The 25,278-nt window shown below is 72.2% G+C and carries 27 protein-coding genes; 12 read left to right on the plus strand and 15 right to left on the minus strand.

From position 1 onward, the window contains the following. The first annotated feature begins 56 nt into the window (after window positions 1-56). Entirely contained in the window at window positions 57-1,121 is a 1,065-nt protein-coding gene (locus ACIHFE_RS25925; protein WP_400110124.1) for an ATP-dependent DNA ligase, read from the plus strand. On the opposite strand, the gene ACIHFE_RS25930 is transcribed toward ACIHFE_RS25925, so the two are convergent. Further along, window positions 1,118-1,552 carry a hypothetical protein gene (locus ACIHFE_RS25930; protein ID WP_400110126.1) on the minus strand — a complete coding sequence of 145 codons (435 nt, stop codon included), beginning with the start codon at window positions 1,550-1,552 and terminating at the stop codon, window positions 1,118-1,120. The two genes, ACIHFE_RS25925 and ACIHFE_RS25930, sit on opposite strands and share 4 nt — an antisense overlap. Further along, complete coding sequence (locus tag ACIHFE_RS25935) at window positions 1,549-1,998, minus strand: MarR family winged helix-turn-helix transcriptional regulator (protein ID WP_400110128.1); 450 nt, start codon at window positions 1,996-1,998, stop codon at window positions 1,549-1,551. Before ACIHFE_RS25935 ends, ACIHFE_RS25930 begins: the two co-directional genes overlap by 4 nt. Window positions 1,999-2,164: 166 nt before the next feature. Here ACIHFE_RS25935 and ACIHFE_RS25940 point away from each other — a divergent pair, with 166 nt between their 5' ends. Beyond that, entirely contained in the window at window positions 2,165-3,265 is a 1,101-nt protein-coding gene (locus tag ACIHFE_RS25940; protein WP_400110130.1) for a glycoside hydrolase family 6 protein, read from the plus strand. A gap of 30 nt (window positions 3,266-3,295) precedes the next feature. On the opposite strand, the gene ACIHFE_RS25945 is transcribed toward ACIHFE_RS25940, so the two are convergent. Then, window positions 3,296-5,158: a glycosyltransferase family 2 protein gene (locus ACIHFE_RS25945; protein WP_400110132.1), complete on the minus strand. Its 1,863-nt coding sequence runs from the start codon at window positions 5,156-5,158 to the stop codon at window positions 3,296-3,298. Between the two features lie 281 nt (window positions 5,159-5,439). On the opposite strand from ACIHFE_RS25945, the gene ACIHFE_RS25950 reads away from it, so the two are divergent. The 4 genes from ACIHFE_RS25950 to ACIHFE_RS25965 all read left to right on the plus strand — a co-directional run bounded on the left by ACIHFE_RS25950 (window position 5,440) and on the right by ACIHFE_RS25965 (window position 6,786). Then, a complete protein-coding gene (locus ACIHFE_RS25950; RefSeq protein ID WP_400110134.1) occupies window positions 5,440-5,628 on the plus strand; it encodes a hypothetical protein in 189 nt (62 codons plus the stop codon). Window positions 5,629-5,633: 5 nt separating this feature from the next. Beyond that, on the plus strand, window positions 5,634-5,996 hold the full coding sequence (locus tag ACIHFE_RS25955; RefSeq protein WP_400110209.1) for an ArsR/SmtB family transcription factor: 363 nt from the start codon (window positions 5,634-5,636) through the stop codon (window positions 5,994-5,996). Beyond that, on the plus strand, window positions 5,993-6,121 hold the full coding sequence (locus ACIHFE_RS25960) for a DUF6126 family protein (RefSeq protein ID WP_400110135.1): 129 nt from the start codon (window positions 5,993-5,995) through the stop codon (window positions 6,119-6,121). Before ACIHFE_RS25955 ends, ACIHFE_RS25960 begins: the two co-directional genes overlap by 4 nt. A 302-nt stretch (window positions 6,122-6,423) precedes the next feature. Further along, window positions 6,424-6,786, plus strand: a complete 363-nt coding sequence (locus ACIHFE_RS25965) for a DUF6233 domain-containing protein (protein ID WP_400110137.1) — start codon at window positions 6,424-6,426, stop codon at window positions 6,784-6,786. A 69-nt stretch (window positions 6,787-6,855) separates the two neighbouring features. Here ACIHFE_RS25965 and ACIHFE_RS25970 read toward each other — a convergent pair whose 3' ends face one another. The 3 genes from ACIHFE_RS25970 to ACIHFE_RS25980 all read right to left on the minus strand — a co-directional run bounded on the left by ACIHFE_RS25970 (window position 6,856) and on the right by ACIHFE_RS25980 (window position 9,082). Next, a complete protein-coding gene (locus ACIHFE_RS25970; protein ID WP_400110138.1) occupies window positions 6,856-7,254 on the minus strand; it encodes a hypothetical protein in 399 nt (132 codons plus the stop codon). Between the two features lie 110 nt (window positions 7,255-7,364). Beyond that, on the minus strand, window positions 7,365-7,583 hold the full coding sequence (locus ACIHFE_RS25975; RefSeq protein ID WP_400110140.1) for a DUF5302 domain-containing protein: 219 nt from the start codon (window positions 7,581-7,583) through the stop codon (window positions 7,365-7,367). Window positions 7,584-7,651: 68 nt separating this feature from the next. Beyond that, window positions 7,652-9,082, minus strand: a complete 1,431-nt coding sequence (locus ACIHFE_RS25980) for a HEAT repeat domain-containing protein (protein ID WP_400110142.1) — start codon at window positions 9,080-9,082, stop codon at window positions 7,652-7,654. A gap of 334 nt (window positions 9,083-9,416) precedes the next feature. Here ACIHFE_RS25980 and ACIHFE_RS25985 point away from each other — a divergent pair, with 334 nt between their 5' ends. Next, window positions 9,417-10,721 (plus strand): SpoIIE family protein phosphatase, encoded by a 1,305-nt coding sequence (locus ACIHFE_RS25985; protein ID WP_400110144.1) that lies wholly within the window; start codon window positions 9,417-9,419, stop codon window positions 10,719-10,721. Between the two features lie 77 nt (window positions 10,722-10,798). Here ACIHFE_RS25985 and ACIHFE_RS25990 read toward each other — a convergent pair whose 3' ends face one another. Continuing rightward, window positions 10,799-12,289 carry a hypothetical protein gene (locus tag ACIHFE_RS25990; protein ID WP_400110146.1) on the minus strand — a complete coding sequence of 497 codons (1,491 nt, stop codon included), beginning with the start codon at window positions 12,287-12,289 and terminating at the stop codon, window positions 10,799-10,801. A gap of 265 nt (window positions 12,290-12,554) precedes the next feature. On the opposite strand from ACIHFE_RS25990, the gene ACIHFE_RS25995 reads away from it, so the two are divergent. Both ACIHFE_RS25995 and ACIHFE_RS26000 read left to right on the plus strand, forming a co-directional pair. Next, on the plus strand, window positions 12,555-13,673 hold the full coding sequence (locus tag ACIHFE_RS25995) for an aminoglycoside phosphotransferase family protein (protein WP_400110148.1): 1,119 nt from the start codon (window positions 12,555-12,557) through the stop codon (window positions 13,671-13,673). 228 nt (window positions 13,674-13,901) lie between these two features. Continuing rightward, complete coding sequence (locus tag ACIHFE_RS26000; protein WP_400110150.1) at window positions 13,902-15,902, plus strand: N-acetylmuramoyl-L-alanine amidase; 2,001 nt, start codon at window positions 13,902-13,904, stop codon at window positions 15,900-15,902. Window positions 15,903-15,960: 58 nt separating this feature from the next. Here ACIHFE_RS26000 and ACIHFE_RS26005 read toward each other — a convergent pair whose 3' ends face one another. Beyond that, on the minus strand, window positions 15,961-16,461 hold the full coding sequence (locus tag ACIHFE_RS26005) for a hypothetical protein (protein WP_400110152.1): 501 nt from the start codon (window positions 16,459-16,461) through the stop codon (window positions 15,961-15,963). A 95-nt stretch (window positions 16,462-16,556) separates the two neighbouring features. Between ACIHFE_RS26005 and ACIHFE_RS26010 the strand changes: the two genes are divergently transcribed. Continuing rightward, a complete protein-coding gene (locus ACIHFE_RS26010; protein WP_400110153.1) occupies window positions 16,557-17,279 on the plus strand; it encodes a leucine-rich repeat domain-containing protein in 723 nt (240 codons plus the stop codon). A gap of 66 nt (window positions 17,280-17,345) precedes the next feature. Here ACIHFE_RS26010 and ACIHFE_RS26015 read toward each other — a convergent pair whose 3' ends face one another. The 5 genes from ACIHFE_RS26015 to ACIHFE_RS26035 all read right to left on the minus strand — a co-directional run bounded on the left by ACIHFE_RS26015 (window position 17,346) and on the right by ACIHFE_RS26035 (window position 21,536). Further along, complete coding sequence (locus tag ACIHFE_RS26015) at window positions 17,346-17,582, minus strand: DUF397 domain-containing protein (RefSeq protein WP_400110155.1); 237 nt, start codon at window positions 17,580-17,582, stop codon at window positions 17,346-17,348. An 88-nt stretch (window positions 17,583-17,670) separates the two neighbouring features. Then, on the minus strand, window positions 17,671-18,834 hold the full coding sequence (locus ACIHFE_RS26020) for a thiolase domain-containing protein (RefSeq protein ID WP_400110157.1): 1,164 nt from the start codon (window positions 18,832-18,834) through the stop codon (window positions 17,671-17,673). Then, entirely contained in the window at window positions 18,831-19,784 is a 954-nt protein-coding gene (locus tag ACIHFE_RS26025) for a lipid-transfer protein (RefSeq protein ID WP_400110158.1), read from the minus strand. The genes ACIHFE_RS26020 and ACIHFE_RS26025 overlap by 4 nt, the downstream gene beginning before the upstream one ends. After that, on the minus strand, window positions 19,781-20,722 hold the full coding sequence (locus ACIHFE_RS26030) for a Zn-ribbon domain-containing OB-fold protein (RefSeq protein WP_400110159.1): 942 nt from the start codon (window positions 20,720-20,722) through the stop codon (window positions 19,781-19,783). Before ACIHFE_RS26030 ends, ACIHFE_RS26025 begins: the two co-directional genes overlap by 4 nt. Before the next feature lie 16 nt (window positions 20,723-20,738). After that, the gene (locus ACIHFE_RS26035) at window positions 20,739-21,536 is read right to left on the minus strand and encodes a crotonase/enoyl-CoA hydratase family protein (protein WP_400110161.1); all 798 of its coding nucleotides are present in this window, start codon (window positions 21,534-21,536) and stop codon (window positions 20,739-20,741) included. 87 nt (window positions 21,537-21,623) lie between these two features. Here ACIHFE_RS26035 and ACIHFE_RS26040 point away from each other — a divergent pair, with 87 nt between their 5' ends. Further along, entirely contained in the window at window positions 21,624-23,204 is a 1,581-nt protein-coding gene (locus ACIHFE_RS26040) for an acyl-CoA synthetase (protein WP_400110163.1), read from the plus strand. Window positions 23,205-23,283: 79 nt separating this feature from the next. Here the strand turns inward: ACIHFE_RS26040 and ACIHFE_RS26045 are convergent, their stop codons facing one another. Beyond that, window positions 23,284-23,931 (minus strand): peroxiredoxin-like family protein, encoded by a 648-nt coding sequence (locus ACIHFE_RS26045; RefSeq protein ID WP_400110164.1) that lies wholly within the window; start codon window positions 23,929-23,931, stop codon window positions 23,284-23,286. Between the two features lie 124 nt (window positions 23,932-24,055). Between ACIHFE_RS26045 and ACIHFE_RS26050 the strand changes: the two genes are divergently transcribed. Next, window positions 24,056-24,682, plus strand: a complete 627-nt coding sequence (locus ACIHFE_RS26050; RefSeq protein ID WP_400110166.1) for a TetR/AcrR family transcriptional regulator — start codon at window positions 24,056-24,058, stop codon at window positions 24,680-24,682. Between the two features lie 24 nt (window positions 24,683-24,706). Here the strand turns inward: ACIHFE_RS26050 and ACIHFE_RS26055 are convergent, their stop codons facing one another. Continuing rightward, window positions 24,707-25,117, minus strand: a complete 411-nt coding sequence (locus tag ACIHFE_RS26055; RefSeq protein WP_400110167.1) for a peptidase inhibitor family I36 protein — start codon at window positions 25,115-25,117, stop codon at window positions 24,707-24,709. Between the last annotated feature and the right edge of the window lie 161 nt (window positions 25,118-25,278).

The raw sequence follows: 25,278 nt of genomic DNA on the forward strand, positions 1-25,278 counted from the left end.
CGCCATGACCGCCCGCCGGCGGGCGGGGGCGGTCGGGTGCCCGCACAATCACCACCATGGACCTTCCGGTGACGCCGCCCCTGCGGCCGATGCTGGCCAAGCCGGCGGCGGAGATTCCACCCGGGATGCTCTACGAGGCCAAGTGGGACGGTTTCCGGTGCATCGTCTTCCGCGACGGCGAGCGGATCGAGCTGGGCAGCCGCTCCGGCAGGCCGCTGACCCGCTACTTCCCCGAGCTCACCCGGGCCCTGCTGGAACAACTGCCGCCGCGCTGTGTCCTGGACGGCGAGATCGTCATTGTGCGGGGCCGGCGGCTGGACTTCGACGCGCTGCTGGAGCGCATCCACCCGGCCGCCTCCCGGGTCCGTCACCTGGCCGAGGTCACCCCGGCCTCCTTTATCGCCTTCGACCTGCTGGCACTGGGCGAGCGGTCCCTGCTGGACACCGAGCAGCGGGCCCGCCGGGAAGCGCTCACCGAGGCGCTGCGCCAGGCCCATGACCCGGTGTTCACCGCACCCGCCACCTATGACCTGGCCCTGGCCCGACGCTGGTTCGAACACTTCGAGGGGGCGGGCCTGGACGGAGTGGTGGCCAAACCGCCCCGGCTGCCCTACCGGCCGGGCGAGCGGGTGATGATCAAGGTCAAGCACGAGCGGACCGCCGACTGTGTGGTCGCCGGACTGCGGCCGCACAAGAGCGGCCCGGTGGTCGGCTCGCTGCTGCTGGGCCTGCACGACGGGGCGGGGCGGCTGCAGCATGTGGGCGTGTGCGCGGCGTTCTCCATGCCGCGCCGCCGGGAGCTGATGGCCGAACTGGAACCGCTGCGGATGCCCTCGGCCCAGGGGCATCCCTGGCAGGACTGGGCCGACCCGGAGGCCCAGGCGGCCGGCCGGCTGCCCGGCGGGCCCAGCCGCTGGACGGGCAAGAAGGACCTGTCCTGGATCCCGCTGCGCCCCGAGCGGGTGTGCGAGGTGGCCTATGACCATATGCAGGGCGACCGCTTCCGGCACACCACGCAGTTCCGCCGCTGGCGGCCCGACCGGGAGCCGGAGCAGTGCACCTATGCGCAGTTGGAGGAGCCGGTGCGTTATGACTTGGGCGAGGTGTTGGGCCGCGGCTAGTTTCCGGCCGCGGGCCGGTGGTGGCCGGTCGCGCCGCTGATGGGGAACTCCCGGGGAAAGGGAGCGAGGTCCGGCTCGACCCAGCCGGCCCTGGCCGCGTCGGCGGCCAGCGTCCCCGGCCGGTAGAAGCGGCCGAGCAGCTCCTTGTCGAGCAGCTCCGGGTGGCGCGCGGCGAAGGTCTCGAAGTCATCGTCGTCCACCGCGTGGTGTCCCACCAGCTCCACCCAGGCCCGGCTCATCGTCATATGGAACTTCTCCGGCGCCCCCGCCCCGGCGGCGGTGCGCCGGATGCCCTCACTGACCAGGTCCACGGCCGCGGCGGTGCCATACCGGCGGACCGCCAGCCAGGTCAGCCGGACATGCTGGCGGTGTCCGAAGCGGTCTTCTCCGGCCATCGCCTCGCGCATCAGCTCGGTGAACGCGGAATTCATGCGGATACCTCGGTCAGGGCTCGGAGGACGGCGTGGAAGCCGGCCACTTCGGTGGCGGAGAGGCCGCTCAGGGCGCGCTTCTCCAGGGCGGTCAGGGTCTGCCGGATGGTCTCGGCGGCCCGCCGGCCGGCGGGCGTCAGCTCGATCAGCACCGAGCGCCGGTCTCCCACGCGGGTGCCTCGGGTGATGTGGCCGCGCCGCTCCAGGCGGTCCAGCACCCCGGTCAGGGTGGTGGGCCTGGTGCCGGTCCCGGTGCCGAGCTCGGAGACGGTACGGGCGCGCCCGTCGGCCAGGTTGGCCAGGGCATTGGTCTCGGAGGCGGTCAGCTCGAGGCCGGCGAGCTCGGCGGCGATCAGCTGGAGCGTGGCATGGGTCGCGCGCTGCAGGGCAAGCAGCGCGGACCGCTCCGGCGGGCCGGGCTCGGACTGCACAGATGCGGACTTCACGATTCCGGATAGTACGGTTTCGTAATATCGGCCCGCAAACGCCCCACCCGGCCGGACCAACCTGCGCCCGTACGGCCCCCCGCGGTGCAGCACCACCCGGCCCGGCGTGGCATCAGACCCCAGACCCGGAAGACACCCCGCGGACCCCGGGTGAAGGGATGGAGCCATGCCGGCCAGGAGCGGCACCCTGCTGCTGACCTGTACGGGCCTGGTATGCGCGGGCCTGGCCTGTGCCGGCTTCGCCTCGCTGCCGGCCCCGGCGGCCCGGGCGGACGCCCCGGGCGGCGGTTCGCCGTTCTGGGTGGAGCCGCTGAGCCGGGCCACCAAGCAGGTGCTCACCTGGCGGGAACGCGGCCGTGAGCAGGACGCGGAGGCGGTCCTGCGGATCGCCGGGCAGCCAACCGCCGTATGGCTCACCGGAGATGACCCCTACCGACAGGCGGCGGAGGTCACCGGGGCCGCCGCCGCGGCCGGGCGGGTCCCTCTGCTGGTGGCGTATGGCATCCCGCACCGCGACTGCGGCCAGTACTCCTCCGGCGGCGCCCGGGACGCGGCCGCCTACCGCGCCTGGGTGGCGCGCGCGGCGCAGGGGATCGGCGACCGCCGGGCCTGGGTGGTCCTGGAGCCGGACGCGGTGGCGCAGTGGGTGTCCGGCTGTGTACCGGCCGCCGCGGCGGAGGAACGCCCCGCCCTGCTGGCGGAGGCGGTACGGACGTTCCGGGCGCACCCCGGCACCTCCGTCTATCTGGACGCGGGCAACGCGGGCTGGATCGCCGACCAGCACGCGCTGGCCTCGGCGTTGAAGCGGGCCGGGGTGGAGCGGGCCAGTGGCTTTGCCCTCAATGTGGCCAACTTCCACAGCACACCGGTCACTCGGGCCTATGGCGACGCCCTGTCCCAACTGCTGGGCGGCGCCCACTACATCATCGACACCAGCCGCAACGGCAATGGCCCGCTGCCTCCGGGCGGCACCGAGGAGAGCTGGTGCAATCCGCCCGGCCGCGCCCTGGGCACTCCGCCGACGACCGCCACCGGCGATGCCCGGGTGGACGCCCTGCTCTGGGTCAAGCGGCCCGGGGAGTCAGACGGCACCTGCCGGGGCGCGCCACCGGCGGGTGAGTGGTGGCCCGAGTACGCGCTCGGGCTGGCCACCACGCCACCGGTGCAGCCACCGGAGCAGCCGCCGTTCGCCGCCCGGCCGCCGGCTCCGGTTCCGGCCCCGGGCCCGGCGGCACCTCCGGGTCCCTCGCCGGCCAAGCTGGGTTGAGCCGGCTCACCGCCCCTCGGCCGGCGGCACTCACACCGGGCTGCGCTGGCTGACCGTACGGGCCGGATCCTCCCCGGCGGCGACCGCCATCGGCAGCACCGCGCCCGTCTCCCGTCTCAGCCCCGCCCGCCACACCACCAGCGGCAGCAGCGCGGTGCCGAGCGCCAGCAGTGCCCACACCCGCATGGCCGTATGGGCATGGCCGAACAGCGCCGAGGCGGCCAGCGACACGATGAAGGCGCCCGCCCACACCAGATGGGTCCGGAAGGTGGCCATCCGGTCCGGGCTGGCGGAGTCGCCCTTGGGCGTCACCACAAACCGGGAGCGGCGCCGCAGCAGGGCCTCCAGCAGCGACCGGGCGTACAGCGGCGCGGCGAGCGCGGACATCAGCATGCCCGCCGCCCCGGAGGACCCGGCCGGCTCGTGCGGGCTCACATTGTGCCGCCGGTTCCAGAGGTAGAGCCCGATCTGCAGGGCCGCCGCGTCGGCGTAGAGCATCAGCCACACCCGGGATTCCACATTGATGCCGGAGGCGCCCAGTCCCAGGAAGAGCACACAGGACAGGCCGCCCAGCACCCAGTTCAGCGCCGCCATCGGGTAGTAGGCCACCATCAGCGAGTAGTTGAGCACCCGCCCCGGGGTCAGCTGCCACATCGCCCGCCAGTACTGGCGCAGCAGCGCCTCATAGGTGCCGCGCGACCAGCGCAACTGCTGGGAGAAGAAGTCCGTCCAGGACGAGGGCCCCTCGCCCACCGCCAGTACATCCGGGGTGTACACCGAGCGCCAGCGGCGGCCGGTGGCCGGGTTGCGGCGGCGGTGGATCTCCAGGCCGGTAGCCATGTCCTCGGTGATGGAGTCGTACAGGCCGCCGATCTGCCGGAGCACGGTGGTGCGTACGCAGTTGCTGGTGCCCACGAACATCGGTGAGCCATAGGCGTTTCCGGCCCGCTGGATCAGGGCGTGGAAGAGGAACTGCTGGCTCTCGGCCGCCTTGGTCACGGCCGCCGTGTAGTTGCCGTAGACCTGGGGTCCCACCACAAAGGCCACATCCGGATCACGGAAGTAACCCAGCATCCGCTCCAGGAAGTTGGGCAGCGGCACATGGTCGGTGTCCACACAGGCCATGAACTCGTAGCCGGCGCCATGGGCGTCCAGCCAGGCGTTGTAGTTGCCGTGTTTGGTGCGCGCCCGGAAGCAGCCGGCGGGCCGGTTCCAGCGCTCGACTCCCTTACGGGTGAAGTGCTTTACTCCCAGCCGCTTGCAGAGCCCCTTGACCTCGGCGTCATCGCCCTCGTCCAGCAGCCAGACGTCCAGCGTCCCGTCGTGCACGATACGGACCGCTCCCTCCAGGGTGGCCCGCACCATGGAGAAGGGCTCCTTGCCCGGCACATAGGTGGTCAGAAAGGCCACCCGGGTGCCCGGCTGGGGCCGTACCGGCACCGGGTCGCGGGCCATCCAGGTGGCATGGGCGTTGGAGATCACATTGACCAGCCGGAAGCTCTCGACCAGGCCGATCGAGAGGGTCACCACGGTGTCGGCGGCATGCTCCCAGGCGGTGGCATAGGGCCGGTCCACCCAGTGCTCCGGCCGCATCAGCCACACCACCAGCACCAAGGACACCAGGGGTGCGGCCACCGACAGCAGACCGGCCCCCAGCCGGCGTCCGGCACCACCGCCGATCAGCCGGCGGTAGCGCACCCGGTACGGCCCGTCGGGCGGTTCCGTCAGCTCCCCCGCCAGCCGGCTGTACCGGTCGTAGTCATAGTCCTCCGCGAGCCCCGGACCGTGCCGGCCGCCGTTCTCCGCCCCTTCCGCTCCCCCCGCCCCGCAGGCCGGGCTCCCGGGGTGCCCTTGGGCCGCCGGGAGCGGGGATTCACTCGGCGAAACCGCCACCTCTGCACCCCCAGCCGCACAACGAACACGGGAGACACCTCGCGAGCCTGGTGAATAAAACCTAACAAAAGGTACCTAAGGTCATGTGACCACCGCATGAGATACCCCCGCTTCCGCGCCCACACGGGTGAATGACCCCGGTCGTCGGCCGCCTGGGGCCGGGAGCCCCGCCGATGTGCACCCGGTGGGGAGCGGCAGCCTCCGGCCGTTCTACAATTGCAGAGTTCTTCAATTCACCAGTTGTACGAGCGGCCGTACCAGGCCGGGCGGGGGGGGCAGCGGTGAGCGCGTTCGCCGAGGCGATGCGGGAACGGGTGCGCGCGGCGCGTTCGGCCCTCGCCGCCGCGCGGGCGGCCGGGGATGCCTACGCGGCGGCCCTGGCGGAGGACGAACTGGAGGACGCGCTGCGCATCGCGGCCGAACACGGCGTCGACACCGACGACAAGACGGAAGGACGGAACGGAAGTTGATCGGGGTGCGGGTGCCGCTGTACCAGGCCAAGGCCGAGTTCTTCCGTATGCTCGGACATCCGGTGCGCATCCGGGTGCTGGAGCTGCTGCAGGACGGGCCCAAGCCGGTGCGGGACCTGCTGGCCGCGATCGGCATCGAACCGTCCAGCCTCTCCCAGCAGTTGGCCGTGCTGCGCCGCTCGGGCATTGTGACCGCCGCCCGCGAGGGCTCCACCGTGGTCTACGCCCTGGCCGGCGATGAGGTGGCCCAGCTGCTGGCGACCGCCCGGCGCATCCTGGCCCAGGTGCTGACCGGCCAGGAGGAACTGCTGACGGAGCTGCGGAGCGCGGCGGCGGACGGGCCGGGCACCACGGGAGAAGAACAGTGAGCGAGAACGAGAACTACGCGGAAAAGGCGATCGGCTGGCGGGTGCTGATCTACATCGTGCTGGGTCACCTGCTCGCCGGCTTTATCTGGCTGCTGTTCTACCTCGGTTCCCACGCCTCGAAGTGACGGCCGCCAACTCCCCCGCCACCGCGGGACGATGGCGTCCGTCAGGGTGCGTTCACGAGGAAAGGTGATACCCGGGAACGCCAAGAACCGGTAATCGGGGAGCTGTCCGGCGCCCGGGGGAATACACCGGCGTCCTATGCCAACTCCCCTGCGCGCGGCGGGAGCTGCGCCATCCTTCGCACGCCGCCGCCGGGGGCCGTCCAGGCGAACGGTACCCTCTGGTCAACCCGCAGGTCAGCACAGTCCCGTGATCGCCCGGAACCCGGGCCGCGGGAAGCTGTGCGCTGCTACTGTCCGGCGTCATGGAGCAGCTCTTCTCCCCCGACGAACTCGTCCGTATTGAGGCCGCCGCCCGGGAGGCGGGTCATTCGGCGCGTGACTGGGTGCGCGCCCTGGTACTCAAACGGATCTCCGGCGACTCCGAACGCACCCATATCTCCCATCGCAGGCCCGCCCGGCCCGATTTCGAGGACGCGGTCTGGCCCATCACCGTGCACCGCCGGTCCGGTGGGGTGCTCCAGGAGCTGCACCATGCGGGGTGCTGGGTACCCAAGGGCGGCGAGGCCACGCTGACCACCGCCGAGGCCCGGATGCGGATCGCCGGCCATGATGTGCGTCCCTGTGACGCCTGCCAGCCGGAGCGCTTCCTCACGCCCTACGCCTGAGCACCGGACCGGGCGGACGGCCGAGGCCGCCGCCGCGGACGCGACGACGGCCTCGGGCGGAGCGCCGGGTCAGGAACGGCGCCGGAACGCCTTGCGCACAAAGTGCACGATCAGCCAGATCACCAGGATGATGAAGAGGATCACGATGATCAGGATGATCAGCAGGGCCTTGCCCAGCTTGGCGAAGAATCCCTTCTTCTTTTTCTTCGCCACCTGCTGGTGCGCGGCGCTGATGTGCTGATGGTGCGAGACCGCCCGGACGGCGTGCTGCCCCGCGGCCGTTGCCCCGTGGCCCGAGCCGCTCTCCGCCGCGACGGTCTGCTGGACGACCCGGGTGGCGGAGTAGGTGCTCGCGGCCGACGCGGGCGTGGCCAGCAGAGCGGTACCCAGCAGCAGGGCCACGACGGCGGCTATCCGGCGGGCCGCCCCTCCCCGGTGCCTGCCCTCATGCGTGTGCCGGCTCTTCATCGACGCCCCCTGTTTTCTGTGCTGATGTTCTGTCGGGCACCGCGGCGGTGACCGCGGCGCCTCTATTATCGGCACATTCGCTCCGCGCCCAGCAGGGCGCCTTCGCTTGGTCAGCCGCTCTTGCGACGGAAGGAGCGCTGGCCCCCGGCCTTGCCATGGGTGCCATGGATCTTCGAGCCTTCGGCTCCGCGCCCGCCGGCACCGGCGCCGGCCGCCCGGCCCCGCTTACGGTCCAGCGCCTCCCGGAACTTGCGCCTGACCTCGTCCTGATCCTGTTCCTGTTCCTGCTCCTGGTCCGCGTCCGCGCCCTGCGGTTCCGTCTGGGTCATCAATGCCTCCTGGCCTTACCGGTTTTCGCCACAGCTTGACACAAGCCGCCCACCACACATCCCACGCCTCACACCGCCGTGGCATCCGGGCCGAAACGGCTGCGGACGGCGGTCTGCACCTCCGCCTCCTCGGCGGGGTCCACAGCCAGGCGGCGCAGTTGCTGCACCACCCGGGCATCGGCGGTGGCGGCGTGGTGATGGGCCGCCAGTTCCCGGGTGGACTCCTCACAGTCCCACAGACACTCCACCGCGAAGCCGGCCGCGAACGAGGGGTCGGTGGCCGCCAGCGCCCGGGCGGCCCGGCCGCGCAGATGGGAGGAGGAGGTCTCGCGGTAGACATGGCGCAGCACCGGGGCAGCACAGCGGATGGCCAGCCGTCCGGCGCCGTCCACCAGGTCCCAGAGCATGGGGGCGTCCGGCCCCTCGGCCCGCACCGTGCGGCGCAGCGCGCCCAGCACCAGCGGGGCGTCGTACTCCGCACCCCGGCAGGCGAGCATTCCGGCGGCGGCGGCGCCCAGGGCATCGTCCCGGTGCACCCAGGCCCGGGCGCGCTCCAGGGCGGCGGCGCCGCGCATCCGGTCAAAGGCGTTGACCGCGGCCTCGGCCACCAGTTCCACCGGGTCGCCGGCGGCCGTCTCAATCAGGTCCAGGGCCTGCGGGTCGTCATGCTCTGCCAGGTAGCGCAGGGCGGTGGCACGGGCGGCTTCGAGGCCGAAGGCGGCCGCCTCGACGATCTCCAGCCGGTCCTCGGGGCCGGCCACCGCGGTCAGACAGCGGGCGGCGGCCACATGACGCTGCTGGACGGGGTACAGGGACAGGCCCTCCTGGGCCCAGTCCAGCACCTGGCGCACGCCCCAGCCCGGGCGCGGGCCGGAGGAGCGCAGCTGGCGCTGCCAGCGGTCGAAGCTGCTCTGCTCCCAGGCGGCGCGCATCCGGGCGGCGGTGGCGGGGGCCTGCTGCTCATCCGCCCAGATCCGCCAGGGCCTGGGCTCAAAGGCGTCGCGCACCGCGGCGGCCAGCGCCGCGTCCCCCTCCGGACCGGCCGGGAAGCGGGCCAGTACGGCCTCGCCCAGAGCGGCCAGAGCGGTGTCCTCGTCGCGCAGGGCCAGCTCGTCCAGGGCCCAGCTCCAGTTGGTGCCGGTGGCGGCGTAGCGGCGCAGCAAGGCCAGGGCGTCCCGCCGGCCGTAGGAGGCCAGGTGGCCCAGGACGGCCAGGGCCAGGCCGGTGCGTTCCTCGGCGGTGTCCAGCAGGTCGTCCGCCTGGAAGAGGTGCTGCTCGAGCTCGTCCAGCCCGCCGTCGAGGTCCAGATAGAGCCGCGCGTAGTAAAGCGAGCGGTTCTCCACCTGCCAGTCGCGGCGGGGGTCCTCGCGCACACAGCGGTTGAGCGCCGCGAGCGCCTCGGCCCGCGGCGCCGCGAGGGCGTGCAGGGTCCCGTCGCCGCGGCCTCGCTGGAGGAGGCCGAGCAGGGTGCCGCTGGGCGCTATGTCTGGATCGAACATGGGGTCAGCATCCGGTGCGGGTGGTCGGCTGGCAACGGGATTTCCGTCGTCCGGCATTCTTGCCGGTGTCCACCGGGGCTATGCCTGGGTGAACGGAGCGGTCTCGGGGCGTCCGAGCGCCCGCAGCCTACCCGGAGCTGGAGATTCCGCCGAGTCCCGCCCGATATGCCCGCCACCACACCGGCATATGCCCGGCGCACGACCGCACCGGGTATTGCAAAACCGGTTACGAGCCGTCGCGGACTGTGCGACAGTCGTTACCGCACCACCCGGCCGTCCCCCACGGACCCCTCCGGAGTCAAAGGCCGCGCTTCCGCCCGTATCGGAGTCCACGATGCCGTCCTCCCTCTCCGCGGACCGTTCCGCCGCCGAGCCACCCGAGCCCGAGGCGCTGGAGGCACTGATCTGCCAGGCCCGGCGGCTGCGCGGCGGGATCGACGCGGTGCGCCGGGCCACCGGGGACGCCGGGCCGCGCTCCCGCTGGGAGCGGGCGCTGTGCGAGCTGGCCGCCAGCCAGCTGGAGGATCTCGGCCGGCAGCTGGGCCAGCTCCGCGACGGCCCGCCGGCTCCGCCGGACACCGGGCCGGTGGGCAGCGCCGAGTGGGATCTGCTCACCGACGAGGTCACCTGGTCCGAGGAGGTCTACCAGCTCTTCGGCCGGGACCCGGCGGACGGCGCGCTCACCCTGGACGAGTTGCCCTCCTGGGTGCTGGACGAGGACCGTGAGCAGTTGACCGCACTGGTCACCGGCTGCCTGGTGGACGGCCGGCCGGCCGAGGGCGAGTTCCGCCTCCGGCGCGGCGACGGCACGGTGCGCACCGTCCAGTTGAGGGCGGAGCCGGTGCTGGACGCGGACGGCTGCGCGGCCGCCATGTGGGCCGTGCTGCGGGACGTCGGCGAGCTGAGCCGCGGCCGGGAGGCGGTGCGGCTCAGCCATGACGCCCTGCACCACCAGCGGCACCGGCTGGCAGCGGAGCTCCGGGAGGCCGTGCTGCCGTCCTGGCGGAGCGAGACGGGCAACGGGCTGGAGCTCGCCACCCACCACGTCCCCGGCACCACCGGCGGCCTGCCCGGCGGCGACTGGTGTGATGCGCTGCCGCTGCCGGACGGGCGCACCCTGCTGAGCGTGGGCGCGCTGACCGGGCAGGGCATGGCCACCGCCTCCGCGCTGGCCATGCTGCTCGGAGCGGTGCGCGGCATGGCCGTCACCGGCACCGAGCCGGGCCCGCTGCTGGGCTGGCTCAACCAGTTACTGGACCACTCCGCCCAGCCCGCCCTGGGCAGCGCCCTGTGCTGCCGCTATGAGCCACACACCCGCACCCTGCGCTGGGCCGGCGCGGACCATCCCGCCCCCCTGCTGTTCCGCGCCGGAACCGGGCGGGTGTTGCCCGGCGAGCGTGGCATGCCGCTGGGAGTGGTCAGGGGTGCCGGCTACACCCAGGCCGAGGAGCGCCTGCTACCCGGTGATGTCCTCCTGCTGCACACCGAGGCGCTGCCCGCCGAGCGCCTGCTGGCGCCCGCCGCACGGCTGACCACGGCACACAGCGCCCAGGACTGCGTACGGATCCTGATGGCGGAATGCGGCGGCCGGTCCCGTCAGGACGACGCGCGCATGCTGGTCGCCCGGATCAGTGCCTGAACGGCACTCCTGAACGGCACCACCGAAGGACAACGACGGCAGAACGGCCCGGCGGCTGAACGGCAGAACGGCCGGGGTCAGATCGCCGCCAGCTTGCCCTTACCGCCGCCCGGACCCTTGGGGAAGGCGTGCTGGATCTCCTGGCGCAGATCGGAGATCCGGGCGAAGCCCGCGTACTTCCCGGTCAGCCGGTACATCTCACGCAGCCGGTCCCAGGTGCGGTGCGAGGAGGTCTCACCGATGCTCACCAGGGCCAACCGGGCATAGGTATCGGCCTGTTCGGGATCGTCACTGATGAAGCACGCGGAGGCCAGGGAGAGGTAATCGAAGATCATCGACCGCTGGTGGCCGCTGCCCCGCAGCCGCAGCGCCTCCTTGGCGTGCCGCTGGGCGATCACCGCCGCCGAGGGATCGTGCTCCGCCAGGGTGCGATAGGCCAGCGCCTGCATACCGTGCAGATCCGCCTCGTCGAACATCTGCATCCAACTCGGCGGCGGCACATCACCCTTGTCCCCGACGAACAGCTCCTCGGCCTCGCCCAGCTTGCGCCGCATGGCCTGGCCGTGGCCCATGGACGCCTGCGCCCAGGCCTCAATGGTGTAGAGCATGGCCCGGGTCCTCGGCAAAGCCTCCTCACCGGCACCGGAGTTGGCGAGCTTCATCAGGTCCAGTGCGTCGTCGGGGCGGCCCAGGTGCACCATCTGACGGGCCGCCCGGGACAGCGCCTCGCCCGCCCGTGGCCGGTCCCCGCCCTCCCGGGCGGCGTGCGCGGCGATGACGAAGTACTTCTGGGCGGTGGGTTCCAGGCCCACATCGTGGGACATCCAGCCGGCCAGCACTGCCAGGTTGGCCGCCACCCCCCACAGCCTCCGCTGGAGGTGGTCGGGGTGGTGGTAGGCGAGCATCCCGCCCACCTCATTGAGCTGGCCGACCACCGCCTTGCGCTGCAGCCCGCCGCCGCGGGCCGCGTCCCAGGCGCGGAAGACATCGACCGAGCGTTCCAGTTCCTCGATCTCGGTGGAGCCCACCGGGACCGCCTCATAGCGGTCGTACCCGGCGGGTTCGGCGTGCAGGGTGTCCCGCAGCGGGTCGTCCAGCCGGGGGCCGTCGGAGGCGAGGACGGGGTCGGCGTGCAGCCAGTCGTGCATCGCCGAGCTGAGTACTGATCCTGCGGCGAGCGCGGCGCCCGCGCCCACCAAGCCGCGTCGGTTGAGCATGAGGTCCATTCCCGTGAATTCGGTGAGGACCGCGGCGGTCCGCTCGGGCGGCCAGGGCAGCCCGTCCTGGGTCCGCCCCCTTCCACTCCGCCCGCGCCGGCCGAACCCGAGGTCCTCTATGGTCACGACACGACCGAGTCGCTCGGTGAAGAGAGCCGCGAGCACCCTGGGTACCGGGTCCCGGGGGGATTCCCCCATGTCGATCCAACGCCGCACCCGGGAGGTGTCGGTCGCCAGCTGCGGATGTCCCATGACCGCCGCCTGCCGGTTGACCAGCCTCGCGAGCTCGCCCTTGGACCAGCCGGTCATTCCGAACAGGTCCGCGAGGCGGGTGTTGGGTTCCCTCGTCACGTCAAGCCCCCAGGTTCCTCGGCTGACTTGAAGGTATCGGCACGACATGGGCCAGGCGAGTATTCGCCAGGGTTCGCCAGGGTCCGCCACATGGTGTGCCACCCGTGTCCGGGTGTGATGTAGGAACGCGCCACCCCGGCCACCGGAGAGCCGGCCGAACCCGGCCGGTTCCGTCCGCACGGCAGGTGCATTACCCCAGGGTGCACCGGGCTCCGGGACCGGGGGCGCAGTTGTTCGCCGGCACGCGAAGGGATCTGAACCGCTCATGTATGCAGCATCGACCTCCGTGTCCGCACCGCTCCGGCCGCCACGGCCGCAGCAGATCCGGCAGCCGCACAGCGGCGGCGGACCGTACCTTGACCCCTCCCACGCCGTGGGAGCCGCGTTCGGGGGCGGGCGGGCACGCAGGGGGCCGGGGCTCGGCACACCACCGCTCAGCGGGAGAATCGACTTGTCCGGCCCTCAAGGCGCACAACTGCGGTCGGTGATCGCCTCGGTGCACCGCATCTGCCCGGAGTTCCACCCGGTCCAGGTGCTGCGCCGGAGCGGACCCTCGGTGCTGCTCGTCGGCACGGCAGGACGCAACAGCGCGGTGGCCAAGTGCTTACTGGACCACTCACCGGCGTCCGCCGAGCGGTTCCGGCATGAAATAGCTGCATATCGCGCGTTCGTCAGGCACCGCCCGCCGGTGCGGGCCCCCCGCCTGATCGCCGCCGACCCGGACAACTGCACCCTGGTCGTCGAGCGGATGCCCGGCCGCCCGGCCGCCGACCGGCGGCACCCGGTGGAGAGCCCGCCGCGCGCCGATATCAGGGCCGTGCTGGGCGCGATCTGCCGGCTGAACCTCTGGCGGCCGCCGGCCGGCATGTTCGACATGCCGCTGGACTACGGCAAACTCATCGCCCGCTACCACGAGTTGGGCCTGCTGACCGACCGCGATCTGGGTGACCTGCAGAAGCTGCTGCATGGACTGGCCCATGTCCAGGGGCAGTTCTGCCACGGCGACGCGCTGCTGACCAATGTGCTGCTGTCCCCCGCGGGCCCGGTGCTGGTCGACTGGGACCACGCGGGCTGGTACCTCCCGGGGTACGACCTGGCGACGCTGTGGGCGGTGCTGGGGGACGCCCCGGTGGCCCGCCGGCAGATCAGCCAGTACGCCCAGGCCGCCGGGCCGGTCTCCAGGGACGCCTTTCTGGTGAACCTGATGCTCGTCCTCACCCGCGAGATCCGTACCTATGAGACGGCCATCCAGCGCGCCCTTCAGGAGCCGGCATCCGCGGGCGCGGCCGACTGCTCGGAGGAACAGCGGCTGCTGCTGCGGCGGCTGCACGACGACTGCGCGCTGGCCAGGCGTGCCGTCCGGGCGGCCGTGGGCACTCGCTGACGGCCCCGTCATCTGCCGACACGCCGCGCCCCGGGCGCGGCGTGTCGGCTTTCACCCGCCTGCCGCCGGCCCCATCACGGTTCTCCCAGCACAGGCGTTGACGGCCCTCATACCCTCGCACCAGTCTGTTTGACGGATCATCTGACCACCCTGCCGCTTGGTAGGTTCAGCCCGTCGCCCGGCAGGACCCATTCCAGAGGAGCACGACCCGTTCCAGAGGAGGCTGCATTGCGAGGACCCGCATCCCGCACCCGGAACGCTCCGCGAAGAACGTCATGGAGAACCAGCCGCCACACCTCCCGGGCGGCCGGCGCGCTCGCGTCGGCCGCCCTGCTGTTCCCCCTGGTGGGGACGGCACCGGGCAACGCCGCCCAGCGGCCGGCCACCGATGCGCTCCAGCGCCGGTTCGCCGCGGCGGCGGCCCGGTACCACGTGCCGCAGAGCGTGCTGCTGGGCGTCTCCTATGTGGAGTCCCGCTGGGACGCGCACGGCGGCGCGCCCAGCGTGACCGGTGGCTATGGCCCGATGCACCTCACCGACGCGGCCACCGTGCTGGCGGCCACCATGGCCACCGCCGAGCCGGGCGGCGACGGCCGCGGCGACTCCGCCCGTCCGGTACCGGCCGGGCACCCGGCGCCGTCCGCCGCCGGCCGGCTGCCCGAGCGGCTGCGCACCCTGGACCGGGCCGCCGCGCTCACCGGGCTGCCGGCCCGGGCGCTGCGCCAGGACACCGCGGCCAATATCCAGGGCGGCGCCGCCCTGCTGGCCGCCGCCCAGCGGCGGCTGGGCCTGCCCGCCTCGGACAACCCGGCGGACTGGTACGCGGCGGTGGCCGGCTATCCGGCCGCCGGGGACTCGGCGACCGCCGGCACCTTCGCCCAGGATGTCTTCGAGGTGATCCGCGGCGGTCAGCGACGCATCACCGACTCCGGCCAGCGCGTCGTCCTGGCCGCCGATCCGCGGCTGGCGCCCCGTACCGAGCAGCTGCGGCGGCCGGCAGCGGCCCCGCCCGCCACCGGGGAGACCGAGTGCCCGCCCTCGGTGGCCTGTGAGCCGGTCCCCGCCCCGTACCAGCGGCTTCCGGACAAGAACAGTTATGGCAACCACGATCTGGCCGACCGGCCGCGCTCCCAGAAGGCCGAGTTCATCGTCATCCATGACACCGAGGCCACGTGGGAGCGGACCATGAGCCTGATAAAGGACCCGGCCTATGTGTCCTGGAACTACACGGTGCGCTCGGCGGACGGCCATATCGCCCAGCATGTGGCCACCAAGGACGTGGCCTGGCACGCCGGCAACTGGTATGTGAACAGCAAGTCGGTGGGCATCGAGCACGAGGGCTATCTGGCCCGGCCGGACGCCTGGTACACGGAGGAGATGTACCGGACCTCGGCCCGGCTGGTGCGCTATCTGGCGCGGAAGCTGGACATCCCGCTGGACCGGCAGCACATCCTCGGCCATGACAACGTCCCTGGCACCCTGCCGGCCACCATCAAGGGCATGCACACTGACCCAGGCCCCTACTGGGACTGGGCGCACTACTTCGAGCTGCTGGGCCGGCCCTTCGGCCCCACGGCCGGCCCGTTCAGCGGCCTGGTGACCGTACTGCCGGACTACGACCGGAACCGCACGCCCTACACCGGCTGTGCGCAGCCAGGCCAGGGCTGTGCCGCGCACGGTTCGGGCACGGTACGGCTGCACACCGCGCCCAGCGAGGACGCCCCGCTGGTCACGGACATCGGGCTGCATCCGGACGGCGGCCCGTCCACCACCGATGTCAATGACACCGGCGCCCGCGCCTCCACCGGGCAGCAGTTCGCGGTGGCCGGCCGGGAGGCGGGCTGGACCGCCGTGTGGTACCTGGGGCAGAAGGCATGGTTCCGCAACCCCTGGTGGGCACCGACCGCGGTGGGCTCCCGGGGCAGCCTGGTCACGCCCCGGGCGGGCCTGGCGGAGATCCCGGTGTACGGGCGTGCCTACCCGGAGCGGGCGGCGTACCCGGATGGGGTGCCGGTGCAGGCGGTGACCCCGCTGCCCTACAAGCTGTCCGCCGGGCAGAGCTATGTCCTGGGGCAGAGGCTGCCCGGGGAGTTTCTGTGGGCGTCCGGCTTCGACCCGGCCGGTCACCGGGTGGTGCGGGGCAGGGACGACTACTACGAGATCCAGTTCGGTCACCGGGTGGCCTTTGTCAGGGCCGCCGATGTGACCGTCCGGCCCGGCAACCGGTAGCCGGCGGACGGCGAAGGCCCGGCACGCCGAGCGTGCTGGGCCTTGGTGCCGTACGGGGTCAGCCCGCCTGGAACAGTTCGGCGGGCAGCGGCTTGAGCAGCTGGTAGAGGTCGTCGGTGATGGGCCGGTCCCAGCTGGCGATGGTGACCAGCACACCGTCGTTGCGGTCGAACTGGGTGCAGGAGATCCGGCTCTCGGAGCACTTCAGCCGCCGCACGATCAGCAGGTTGTCCTCGTGCATCACCGGCATGTCCTCGGTCTCCAGGACCTCCACCGGCTCGTCGTTGCCCAGCGCGGCCAGCAGCTGGGCCACCTCGAACGGGACCTGGCCCTCCTCCAGCTCGCGAGCCGGGGAGCCCTGCGGCAGATTGCCGATGATCATGGCCGGGCCGCGTCCGCCGAACAGGTCGTAGCGGAGGAACACTCCCTGGCAACTGCCGTCGGGCGCGGGCAGCAGCCCGGCCCCGAGGTCGCCCGGCCAGTCACCGGGGTCCATCGCGAGGACGTCGAAGTCCGGCCCGGTGGGGGTGGCGGCGCTGCGGCGGCGGAGGAAGGACATGCCCACATCGTACGTGGCCCTCGGGGCACCGCGCCCCCGGGGCGATCCGCCCTGCTGATAGCGTCGCGCGCGGTCGCGGGACAGGGGGTACGAAGGTGGCGGACGGGACGCTCGACTACTGGCGGCGGAAGCTGGGCTCGGTACCGGAGGACGTCTGGTCCCACCCGGATCCGAGGGTGCTGATCCTGGCGGACAACGGCCTGACCGAGCTGCCGGAGGCGCTGGGACGGCTGTCCGGACTGCACACGCTGGACCTGGGCCACAACGCCCTGACCAGGCTTCCGGAAGCGCTGGGCCTGCTCACCGGGCTGAGCCGCTGCCTCTATCTGCATGACAACGCACTCACCGAACTGCCCGGCTCGCTGGGCCGGCTGTCCCGGCTGCGCTACCTCAATGTGGGCGGCAACCGGCTCGCCGAACTCCCCGCATCCCTGGGCGAGATGTCCGCCCTGGTGGAACTGCGGGCCCAGCACAACCGGCTGCGCCGGCTGCCGGAATCCCTTGGACGGCTGGGCGCGCTAAGGGAGTTGTGGCTGCGCGGCAACGCACTCACCGAACTGCCCGGCTCCACCGCCGCGCTGCGCGAGCTGCGTGTCCTGGAGCTACGGGAGAACGCGTTCCGGACGGTGCCGGCTGCACTGCGCGGGCTGCCGCTGCTCCGGCAACTCGATCTGCGCGCCAATCACCTGACCGAAGTACCGGACTGGGTCGCCGAGTTGCCCGCCCTGGAGAAGCTGGACCTGCGGTGGAACGCGGTCGCCGAGCGGTCCGGCTCCTTGGAGGCGCTGGAGCGCCGGGGTTGTGTGGTGTTGCGGTAGGGCTGTCCAGGTGCGGGCCGTCCTGGGCTGGTCGCGCAGTTCCCCGCGCCCCTTACGGGGCGCCCCCTAAGTCAGATCGAACTCCCCCTCCTGCGCCCCGACCAGAAACGCCCGCCACTCCTCGGGAGTGAAGATCAGCGCCGAACCCTCCGGCTGACGCCGGTCCCGCATGGCCACAAAGCCCTCGATAAAGCCCACCTGTACGCCACCGGACGACCATCCACCGTACTGCCAGGTCGCGTTGGCCAGGTCGAGCTCCGGCTTTGTACCGTCCGCCAGCCGGCCGGCACCGCTGTTCACCACGTTGACGCTCCTCCCGGTTCGCCGTCGTCCCCCGGCCGCCCACCCTAGCGAGCGAGGCCGGTCGCGGACAGGCCGCGGACGGCCTCGGTCAGCCGGCCGGCGGCCGGTCCCCCACCAGCCACATGGCGAAGAACTGGGCTCCTCCGCCATAGGCATGGCCCAACGCCCGGCGCACTCCGGGCACCTGGTGCTCCCCCGCGCCCCCACGCACCTGAAGTGCCGCCTCCGCGAAGCGAATCAGCCCCGAGGCCCCGATGGGGTTGGTGGACAGCACCCCGCCCGAGGGGTTGACCGGCAGCTCTCCGTCCAGCGCGGTGGCCCCGCTCTCGGTGAGCTTCCATCCCTCGCCCTCCGCCGCGAACCCCAGGTTCTCCAGCCACATGGGCTCGTACCAGCTGAACGGCACATACAGTTCGGCCGTGTCGATCTCCCGGCGCGGATCGGTGATCCCGGCCTGCCGGTAGACCTCTGCCACGCAGTCCCGGCCGGCCCGGGGCGAGACCGGGTCCTTGCCCGCGAACAGCGTGGGTTCGCTACGCATCGCCCCGCCCAGTACCCAGGCCGGCGGCGCCGGTGAACGCCCGGCGCCCGCCCGGTCGGTGAGCACCAGGGCGCAGGCCCCGTCCGAGGACGGACAGGTCTCGGCGTACCGGATGGGATCCCAGAGCATCGGCGAGGCGCACACCCGCTCCAGGGTGATCTCCCGTTCATGGAGGTGGGCATAGGGGTTGAGCAGTGCGTTGCGCCGGTCCTTGCAGGCCACCATCGGCCCCACCACCGAGGGGGCCCCGGTGCGCCGGATATAGGCGCGCACATGCGGGGCGAAGAAGCCGCCGGCCCCGGCCAGCAGGGGCGGCTGGAAGGGCACCGGCAGCGACAGTCCCCACATGGCGTTGGATTCCGACTGCTTCTCGAAGGCCAGGGCCAGCACCGTGCGGTGGCGGCGGGCCGCGATCAGACCGGCCGCGACCAGTGCGGTGGAGCCGCCCACCGATCCGGCGGTGTGCACCCGCAGCAGCGGTTTGCCCACCGCGCCCAGGGCGTCGGCGAGGAAGAGTTCGGGCATCATCACGCCCTCGAAGAAGTCGGGGGCCTTGCCGATCACCACCGCCTCGATGTCCGCCCAGCCCAGTTCCGCGTCGTCCAGGGCCCGTTGGGCGGCCTCGCGGACCAGCCCCGGCAGCGAGACATCGCGCCGGGCCGCGGCATGGCGGGTCTGTCCGATGCCCACCACGGCAACCGGTTCTGTCATCCGCGCTCTCCCTCCAGCACCGCCACCAGGTTCTGCTGAAGGCACGGCCCCGAAGTGGCGTGCGCCAGCACCCGGCCGGTCTCGCCCCGGTGGATCCGGGCGGCCGCCTCGCCCAGCCGGATCAGCCCGGCCACCATCACCGGGTCGGCGCCCCCGGTGTGCACCTCGACCTCCGGGCCCAGGCCCAGCGCCTTGCGCAGCACCACCTCCTGCGCCCGGTAGGGGGTGTGCAGTTCGGCCACCCGCACGGGGGCGTCCTGGGCTCCGGCCCGTTCGGCGGCCAGCCGCGCGGACGGTGCGTCGGTGAGGTCCCGCAGGCCCAGTCCCTGGGGCTCGATCCGGTGGTCGATGCCCCGGATCCAGGCGGGCCGGTCACACATCCGGCGGGCGGTGTCCCCGGCCGCCAGCACCATGGCGGCCGCACCGTCACCGCCCCTCGGCCCGTCCTGCCCGGGGTCCTCCGAAGGCTCCTCGGCCAGTTCGCCCGCGTCGATCAGCGCCCGCGCCTGGAGACCGGCCAGCGCCTCCGGCCCGGGCCACAGCGGGGCCAGGTAGTAGGGGTCCAGCTGCCGGGTGAGAACCCGGTCCAACTCCCCGGCCGATGCCTTGCCATGGGCGTACACCAGGGCGGTGCGGGCCTCCCCGGTGAGGAGCCTGACCCATGCCTCGTAGAGCGCCCAGGCGCCGTCCATCTCCACATGGGACTCGGCCACGGGCGGCCAGGCGCCCACCGAGTCCAGCGCCAGAGTGAAGGAGAAGGGCCGTCCGGCGAGGTAGTCACTGGATCCGGAGCAGGTGAAGCCGGCCTCTCCCGGCCGCAGTCCGGCCCGCCCCAGCACCTCGCCGAGGACGGGCAGCAGCAGTTCGGCCTCCGACAGCCCCGCCGTCTCCTGATCCGGGTCGCTACGTGCGTAGGCGACGACGGCCACCTGTGGCAACTCCACGCTCACCACCGCCCCTTGTAGCTCTGATAGTCGGCGTCCGGTTCGCCGGTGGGCCGGTAGTGGTCGGGGTGCCGGCCGGTGCCGGTCCACACCGGCTCCACCCGCAGCCCCATCCGCACCTCTTCCCAGGGCAGTCCGGCGATCCTTCCGTGCAGCGCGAGGTCGGCGCCGTCCAGGGCGATATGGGCGTAGACATAGGGGACGTCGATCCGCTGGTCGCGCCCCTTGATGTTGACCACGCAGAATGTGGTGACGGTGCCCCGCGGCCCGACCGTGACCTCCTCCTCGGTGGCCACCCCGCAGGTGGGGCAGGCACCGCGGGGCGGCACCGAGACCTTGTGGCACCGGGGGCAGCGCTCGCCGGTGATCCGGTGCTCGGCGAGCGCGCGCAGATGGCGGGTCTGCGCCCGGCCGGGGTGGTAGGTGTACTCCAGCCGGGCGGGGGCGTCCAGCACGGTGACCGGATCCGCGAACCGCCCCTGGAACCGGCCGGGTTGGCCCGGCGGTCCGTCATGGGGCTCGAAGCAGGCCAGGTCGGTGATGGCGCCGGTGCGCCGTACGGCCCAGCGGGCGCGCACCCGCATACCGGTCCGTACGGCCTGTGGCCCGGGCACGTCCAGGGCGTGCAGCAGTGCGGTGTCGGCTCCGTCCAGCCGTACCAGCACCCAGGCGAAGGGGTGTTCCAGCGGCTGGCCCGGTGCCGGGCGGGGGTTCCAGGTCCAGGTGGTGACGCACCCGGTGGCGGCGACCGGCGCCAGTTGGCCCAACTCCTCGGCGGTGGCCGGGTCGTACTCCACCGGCGGCATCAGCACCCGGCCGTCGCCGGTGCGTACGCCCAGCAGTACACGTTCGCGCAGCCCGGTGAGGAAGGCGCTCTGCACCGGCCCCAGGGAGCGGGTGAAGGGGAACTCCACCACCAGCGGGGCGCTGAGGATCTCCGGCATGGCGAAGGACCTCCCGTCAGGCCCGCCGGTAGACGGCGGGCCGCTTCTCGGCGAAGGCGCGGGCGCCTTCCCGGGCGTCGGCGGTCTTGAACACCGGTTGCCCCAGGGCGAGTTCGCACTCCAAGGCGTCCGCCTCCGGCAGACCTTCCGTGCGGTAGACGCTCTCCTTGACCGCCTCCACCGCCAACGGGGCGTTGGCGTTGACCCGTTCGGCGATCTCCAGCGCCGCCTCCAGGGCGGTGCCGTCCGGGACCACCCGGCCGATCAGCCCGATGCGCTCGGCCTCGGCGGCGCTGTAGGGGCGGCCGGTGAGCAGCATCTCCAGGGCGTGGGTGCGCGGGATCTGCCGGGGCAGGCGCACGGTGGAGCCGCCGATCGGGAACAGCCCCCGGCGCACCTCGAAGAGCCCGAAGACGGCGCTGTGTCCCGCCACCCTGATGTCGGTGCCCTGGAGCATCTCGGTGCCGCCCGCCACACAGGGTCCCTCCACCGCGGCGATCACCGGTTTGCGGGGCCGGTAGCCGCGGAGCATGGCCTTCCAGTGCAGTTGCGGGTCGGCCCGGAAGCGGGCCCTTACCGGGTCGTCATCCCTGGGGCCGTCCCCGGCCAGCGCCTTGAGGTCCATTCCGGAACAGAAGGCGCCGCCCGCCCCGGTGAGCACCACACTGCGGATGGCGTCATCCGCGTCGGCGGCCAGCCAGCCGTCGTGCAGGGCGGCCAGCATGGGCAGCGAGAGAGCGTTGCGCGCCTCGGGCCGGTTGAGGGTGAGGACGAGCGTGGCACCGATGCTTTCCACCGTCAGATGTCCGGTCACGGCTCACAGCCTGCGGCAGCCGGGGCGGCGCTTCAACGCTTTTTTCTGACTTGCCGTCAGATTCTTTCGGCGCTCTACTGGATTGCCATGGACTTCAACCTCGCCGACCTCTTTGAGTCGATCGTCGATGTGGTGCCCGGGCGGGAGGCACTGGTCCACCCCGGCGAGCACCGGCTGACCTATGCGGAGCTGGACGGCCGGGCCAACCGGCTGGCCCACCACCTGCGCGAACACGGCATCGGCCCCGGCGCTCATGTGGGCCTGCACCTCTACAACGGCGTGGCCTATCTGCAGACCCTGTGGGCCTGCCTCAAGCTCCGCGCGGTACCCGTCAATGTCAACTACCGCTATGTGGAAGATGAGTTGGCCTACCTCTACCGGGATGCCGACCTGGTGGCCCTGGTCTTCGACGGCGAGTTCGGCCCCCGGGTCGCGGCCGCCCTGCCCGCCGCGGGCAGTCTGCACCACCTGATACGGGTCGGCGACGGCCCGGGGCCCGAGGCCGTCCCCTTCGCCGAGGCGGCCGGCTCTCCCGCCCGTGACTTCGCCCCGCGCTCCGGCGATGACCGGTTCATCGTCTACACCGGTGGCACCACCGGTATGCCCAAGGGCGTGGTCTGGCGCCAGGAGGACCTGTTCTTCTCGGCCCTGGGCGGCGGCGCACCGCGCGGGCGGCCCATCCGGCGCCCGGAGGAACTGGCCGAGCGGGTGGCGGCGGGCGGCGACGGCCTGGCCTTCTTCCCCACCGCGCCACTGATGCACGGCACTTCGACCTTCACCGCCCTGATCGCCTTCGGCTTCGGCCAGAAGGTGGTGGTCCACCGCACCTTCCAGCCCCGGGAGGTGCTGCGCACCATCGAGCGGGAACGGGTCACCAATGTCTCCCTGGTCGGCGATGCCATGCTGCGCCCGCTGGCCGAGGAGCTGGCCGGGCCGATGCGCGGCACCGACTGCTCCTCGCTGCTGAGCGTCAGCAGTTCCGGCGCCATCCTCTCCGAGGCGGTCCGGGCCCAGTTCTCGGCGCTGCTGCCGAAGGTGACGCTGGTGAACAACTTCGGCTCCTCGGAGTCCGGTTTCAACGGCACCGCCACTCCCCGGACCGGGCCCGGCCTGCGGCTGGCCGTCAATGGCCGTACCACCGTGGTGGATCCGGCCACCCATCGCCCGGTGGCCCCCGGCGAGACCGGCCGTATCGCCCAGCGCGGACATGTCCCCCTGGGCTACTACAACGACGCCGCCAAATCCGCCGAGACATTCTTCGAGGCGGACGGCGAACGCTGGGTGCTGCTGGGCGACCTGGCCACGGTCGAGAAGGACGGCACCATCACCCTGCTGGGCCGGGGCTCCCAGTGCGTCAACACCGGCGGTGAGAAGGTCTTCCCCGAGGAGGTCGAGCAGGTGCTCAAGGCGCATCCCACCGTCTATGACGCCCTGGTGACGGGAGTGCCGGACGACCGCTGGGGCCAGCGTGTGGTGGCCATCGTCCAGCCCCGCTCCGGAATGACCCCGCCCACCCTGGAGGACCTGCGGACCCACTGCCGGGTCCGGCTGGCCGGCTACAAGCTGCCCCGCGCCCTGGTCCTCACCGAACGCATCCAGCGCTCACCCAGCGGCAAGGCGGACTACCGCTGGGCGCGCTCGGTGGCTCAGGCGGACGGCGGGCGCTGAGCCCTCACCCCGACGTCCCTCACCCCGACGTCCCTCACCCCGACGCCCTTCACCCCGACGACCCTCACCGCAGCATCCCTCACCCCAGCGCGTCGAGCGCGGCCAGGATCTCCGCCGGCTCGGCGCGCACGGTGTAGTCGGTGTCCACAAAGGCCCAGCGGACCACGCCCGTCCGGTCGATCACAAAGGTGGCGGGCAGCGGCAGGGTACGGGCGTGCCCCGCGTTGACCCGGGCCAGCTCGAAGCCGAACCGGTCGTACTGCCCGCCCAGTTCGTCCGACAGCTCAAAGGCGATGCCGTACTCCGCCGCGACCTTGGATCCGAGGTCGCTGAGCACCGGGAAGGCCAGCCGCTCCTTCTCCGCCAGGGACAGTGACTCGTCGGCTATCTGCGGCGAGACGGCCACCAGGCGCGCGCCACGGGCGCGGAAGTCCTCGTGGTGGCTCTGCAGGGCCCGCAGCGCAAGGTTGCAGTACGGACACCAGGCGCCCCGGTAGAAGGTCAGCACCACCGGCCCCTCGGCCAGCAGTTCAGTCAGCGAGACCGGCTCCCCGAGGGCGGTGGGCAGGGTGAACTCCGGTGCCCGCTCCCCCGCGCCGACCGCCCGCCCCGCCATCCCGGTGGCGGCCAGCTCGCGCGCGCCCCGGTCCATGATGGCCAGCGCGTCCGCGGGCAGCCTGGGCATCGACCGCTCCTTGAACTCCCGCAGTTCTTCACCAAGGTTCATGCCAGTGTCCCTTCCCCATACGATCTTGGAACGTCCATTCCAGGATGATCATTTGGGCGGTCACCGTCAAGAGCTATCTTGAAATCACCGTTCCAGGAAGATTTAAGAGAGGGACAACCCGCCCATGCCCGACATCAAGCACTTCGACCCGGACACCGCGCTGGAGCGTGCCGAGCGCCTCTTCTGGCAGCACGGCACCGGTTCCGCCCAGTCCTCCATCCAGGCCGTCACCACGGCCACCGGCCTCAACCGGTCCAGCCTCTACGCCACCTTCGGCGGCAAACGCGACCTCTATCTGGCCGCCCTGCGCCGCTATCTGGACCGCCGGGCCCGGCCCGCCTTCCGTCAACTCGCCGAGGACCAGCGTGGTTTGCCCGCCATCGACGACTTCTTCACCACCCTGATAGCCGTCCGCTGCGCCGGCGAGCACTCCGGCTGGGGCTGTATGTTCGTCAACGCCCACACCGATCCCGAACATGCCCATCCCGAGGTCCGCGCCCTCCTCGACGAGCACCACCGCCTGCTGCGCGAGGCCCTGCGCGAAGCCCTCCGGACCGCCGGCCGCCTGGGCCAGCTGCCGCCGTCCCACCCCGCCGAGGCGACGGCCGAGACCCTCGCCCTGCTCGCCTATGGCATCAACCTCCGCTCCCGCGCCGGGGCCGGCGCCGAGGAGTTGCTGAGCACCCTGCACACCACACTCGCCCATTTGTGCACGCATGGCGAACGTCCCTCCCCAGCCCCAGAGGACTGAAGAGGGACGCCCTCCGCCCCCGGCTCAGCAATTCTGATAGACCGTCACCGCGTCGATCCGACTGCCGAACTTCCCGCCGGCCTTGTAGGCGTTGGAGTAGTCCCCGCTGGCGACCTTGCGCATCTCATGCGGGTCCCAGTCGATGAAGCAGCCGGCGGCATTGGCATAGAACGAGCCGACATTGTCGTGCAGATACGGCGGCATGTCCCGATAGCCGCTGGTCGGGGTCCAGCGCCAGGGCGTGCCGTCGAAGTCGTTGTTCTCCCAGAAGCAGATCTCATTGCGGCCGCACTGCTCGGCCGCTCGCTGCAGGGCCTGAACGCTGGGGCCGGCGGGGTGGGCGGGAGCCGCGGTCGACTGCTGCGCGCCGAGCAGGGTAGTGCTCAGCGCGAGTGCGGCCAGGACACTGAAGAGACGGGCGCGTGTCACGGACATGCGTTGATCCTTTCGCTCTGCGAGTGGGGCGAGGGTCCAGGCCGACCGGCCGCCCCGTCCGCCCCTTTATGGTGAACCAGCCCTGATTGGGGCGCTAATGGCTTCGATGGTGCTCGAAACGCACTGGTCATAGTTCCGGTGACTACGGGAGGACAGTTCGG

It is taken from the genome of Streptomyces sp. NPDC052396 (assembly GCF_044593195.1).
Classification (GTDB): Bacteria; Actinomycetota; Actinomycetes; order Streptomycetales; family Streptomycetaceae; genus Streptomyces.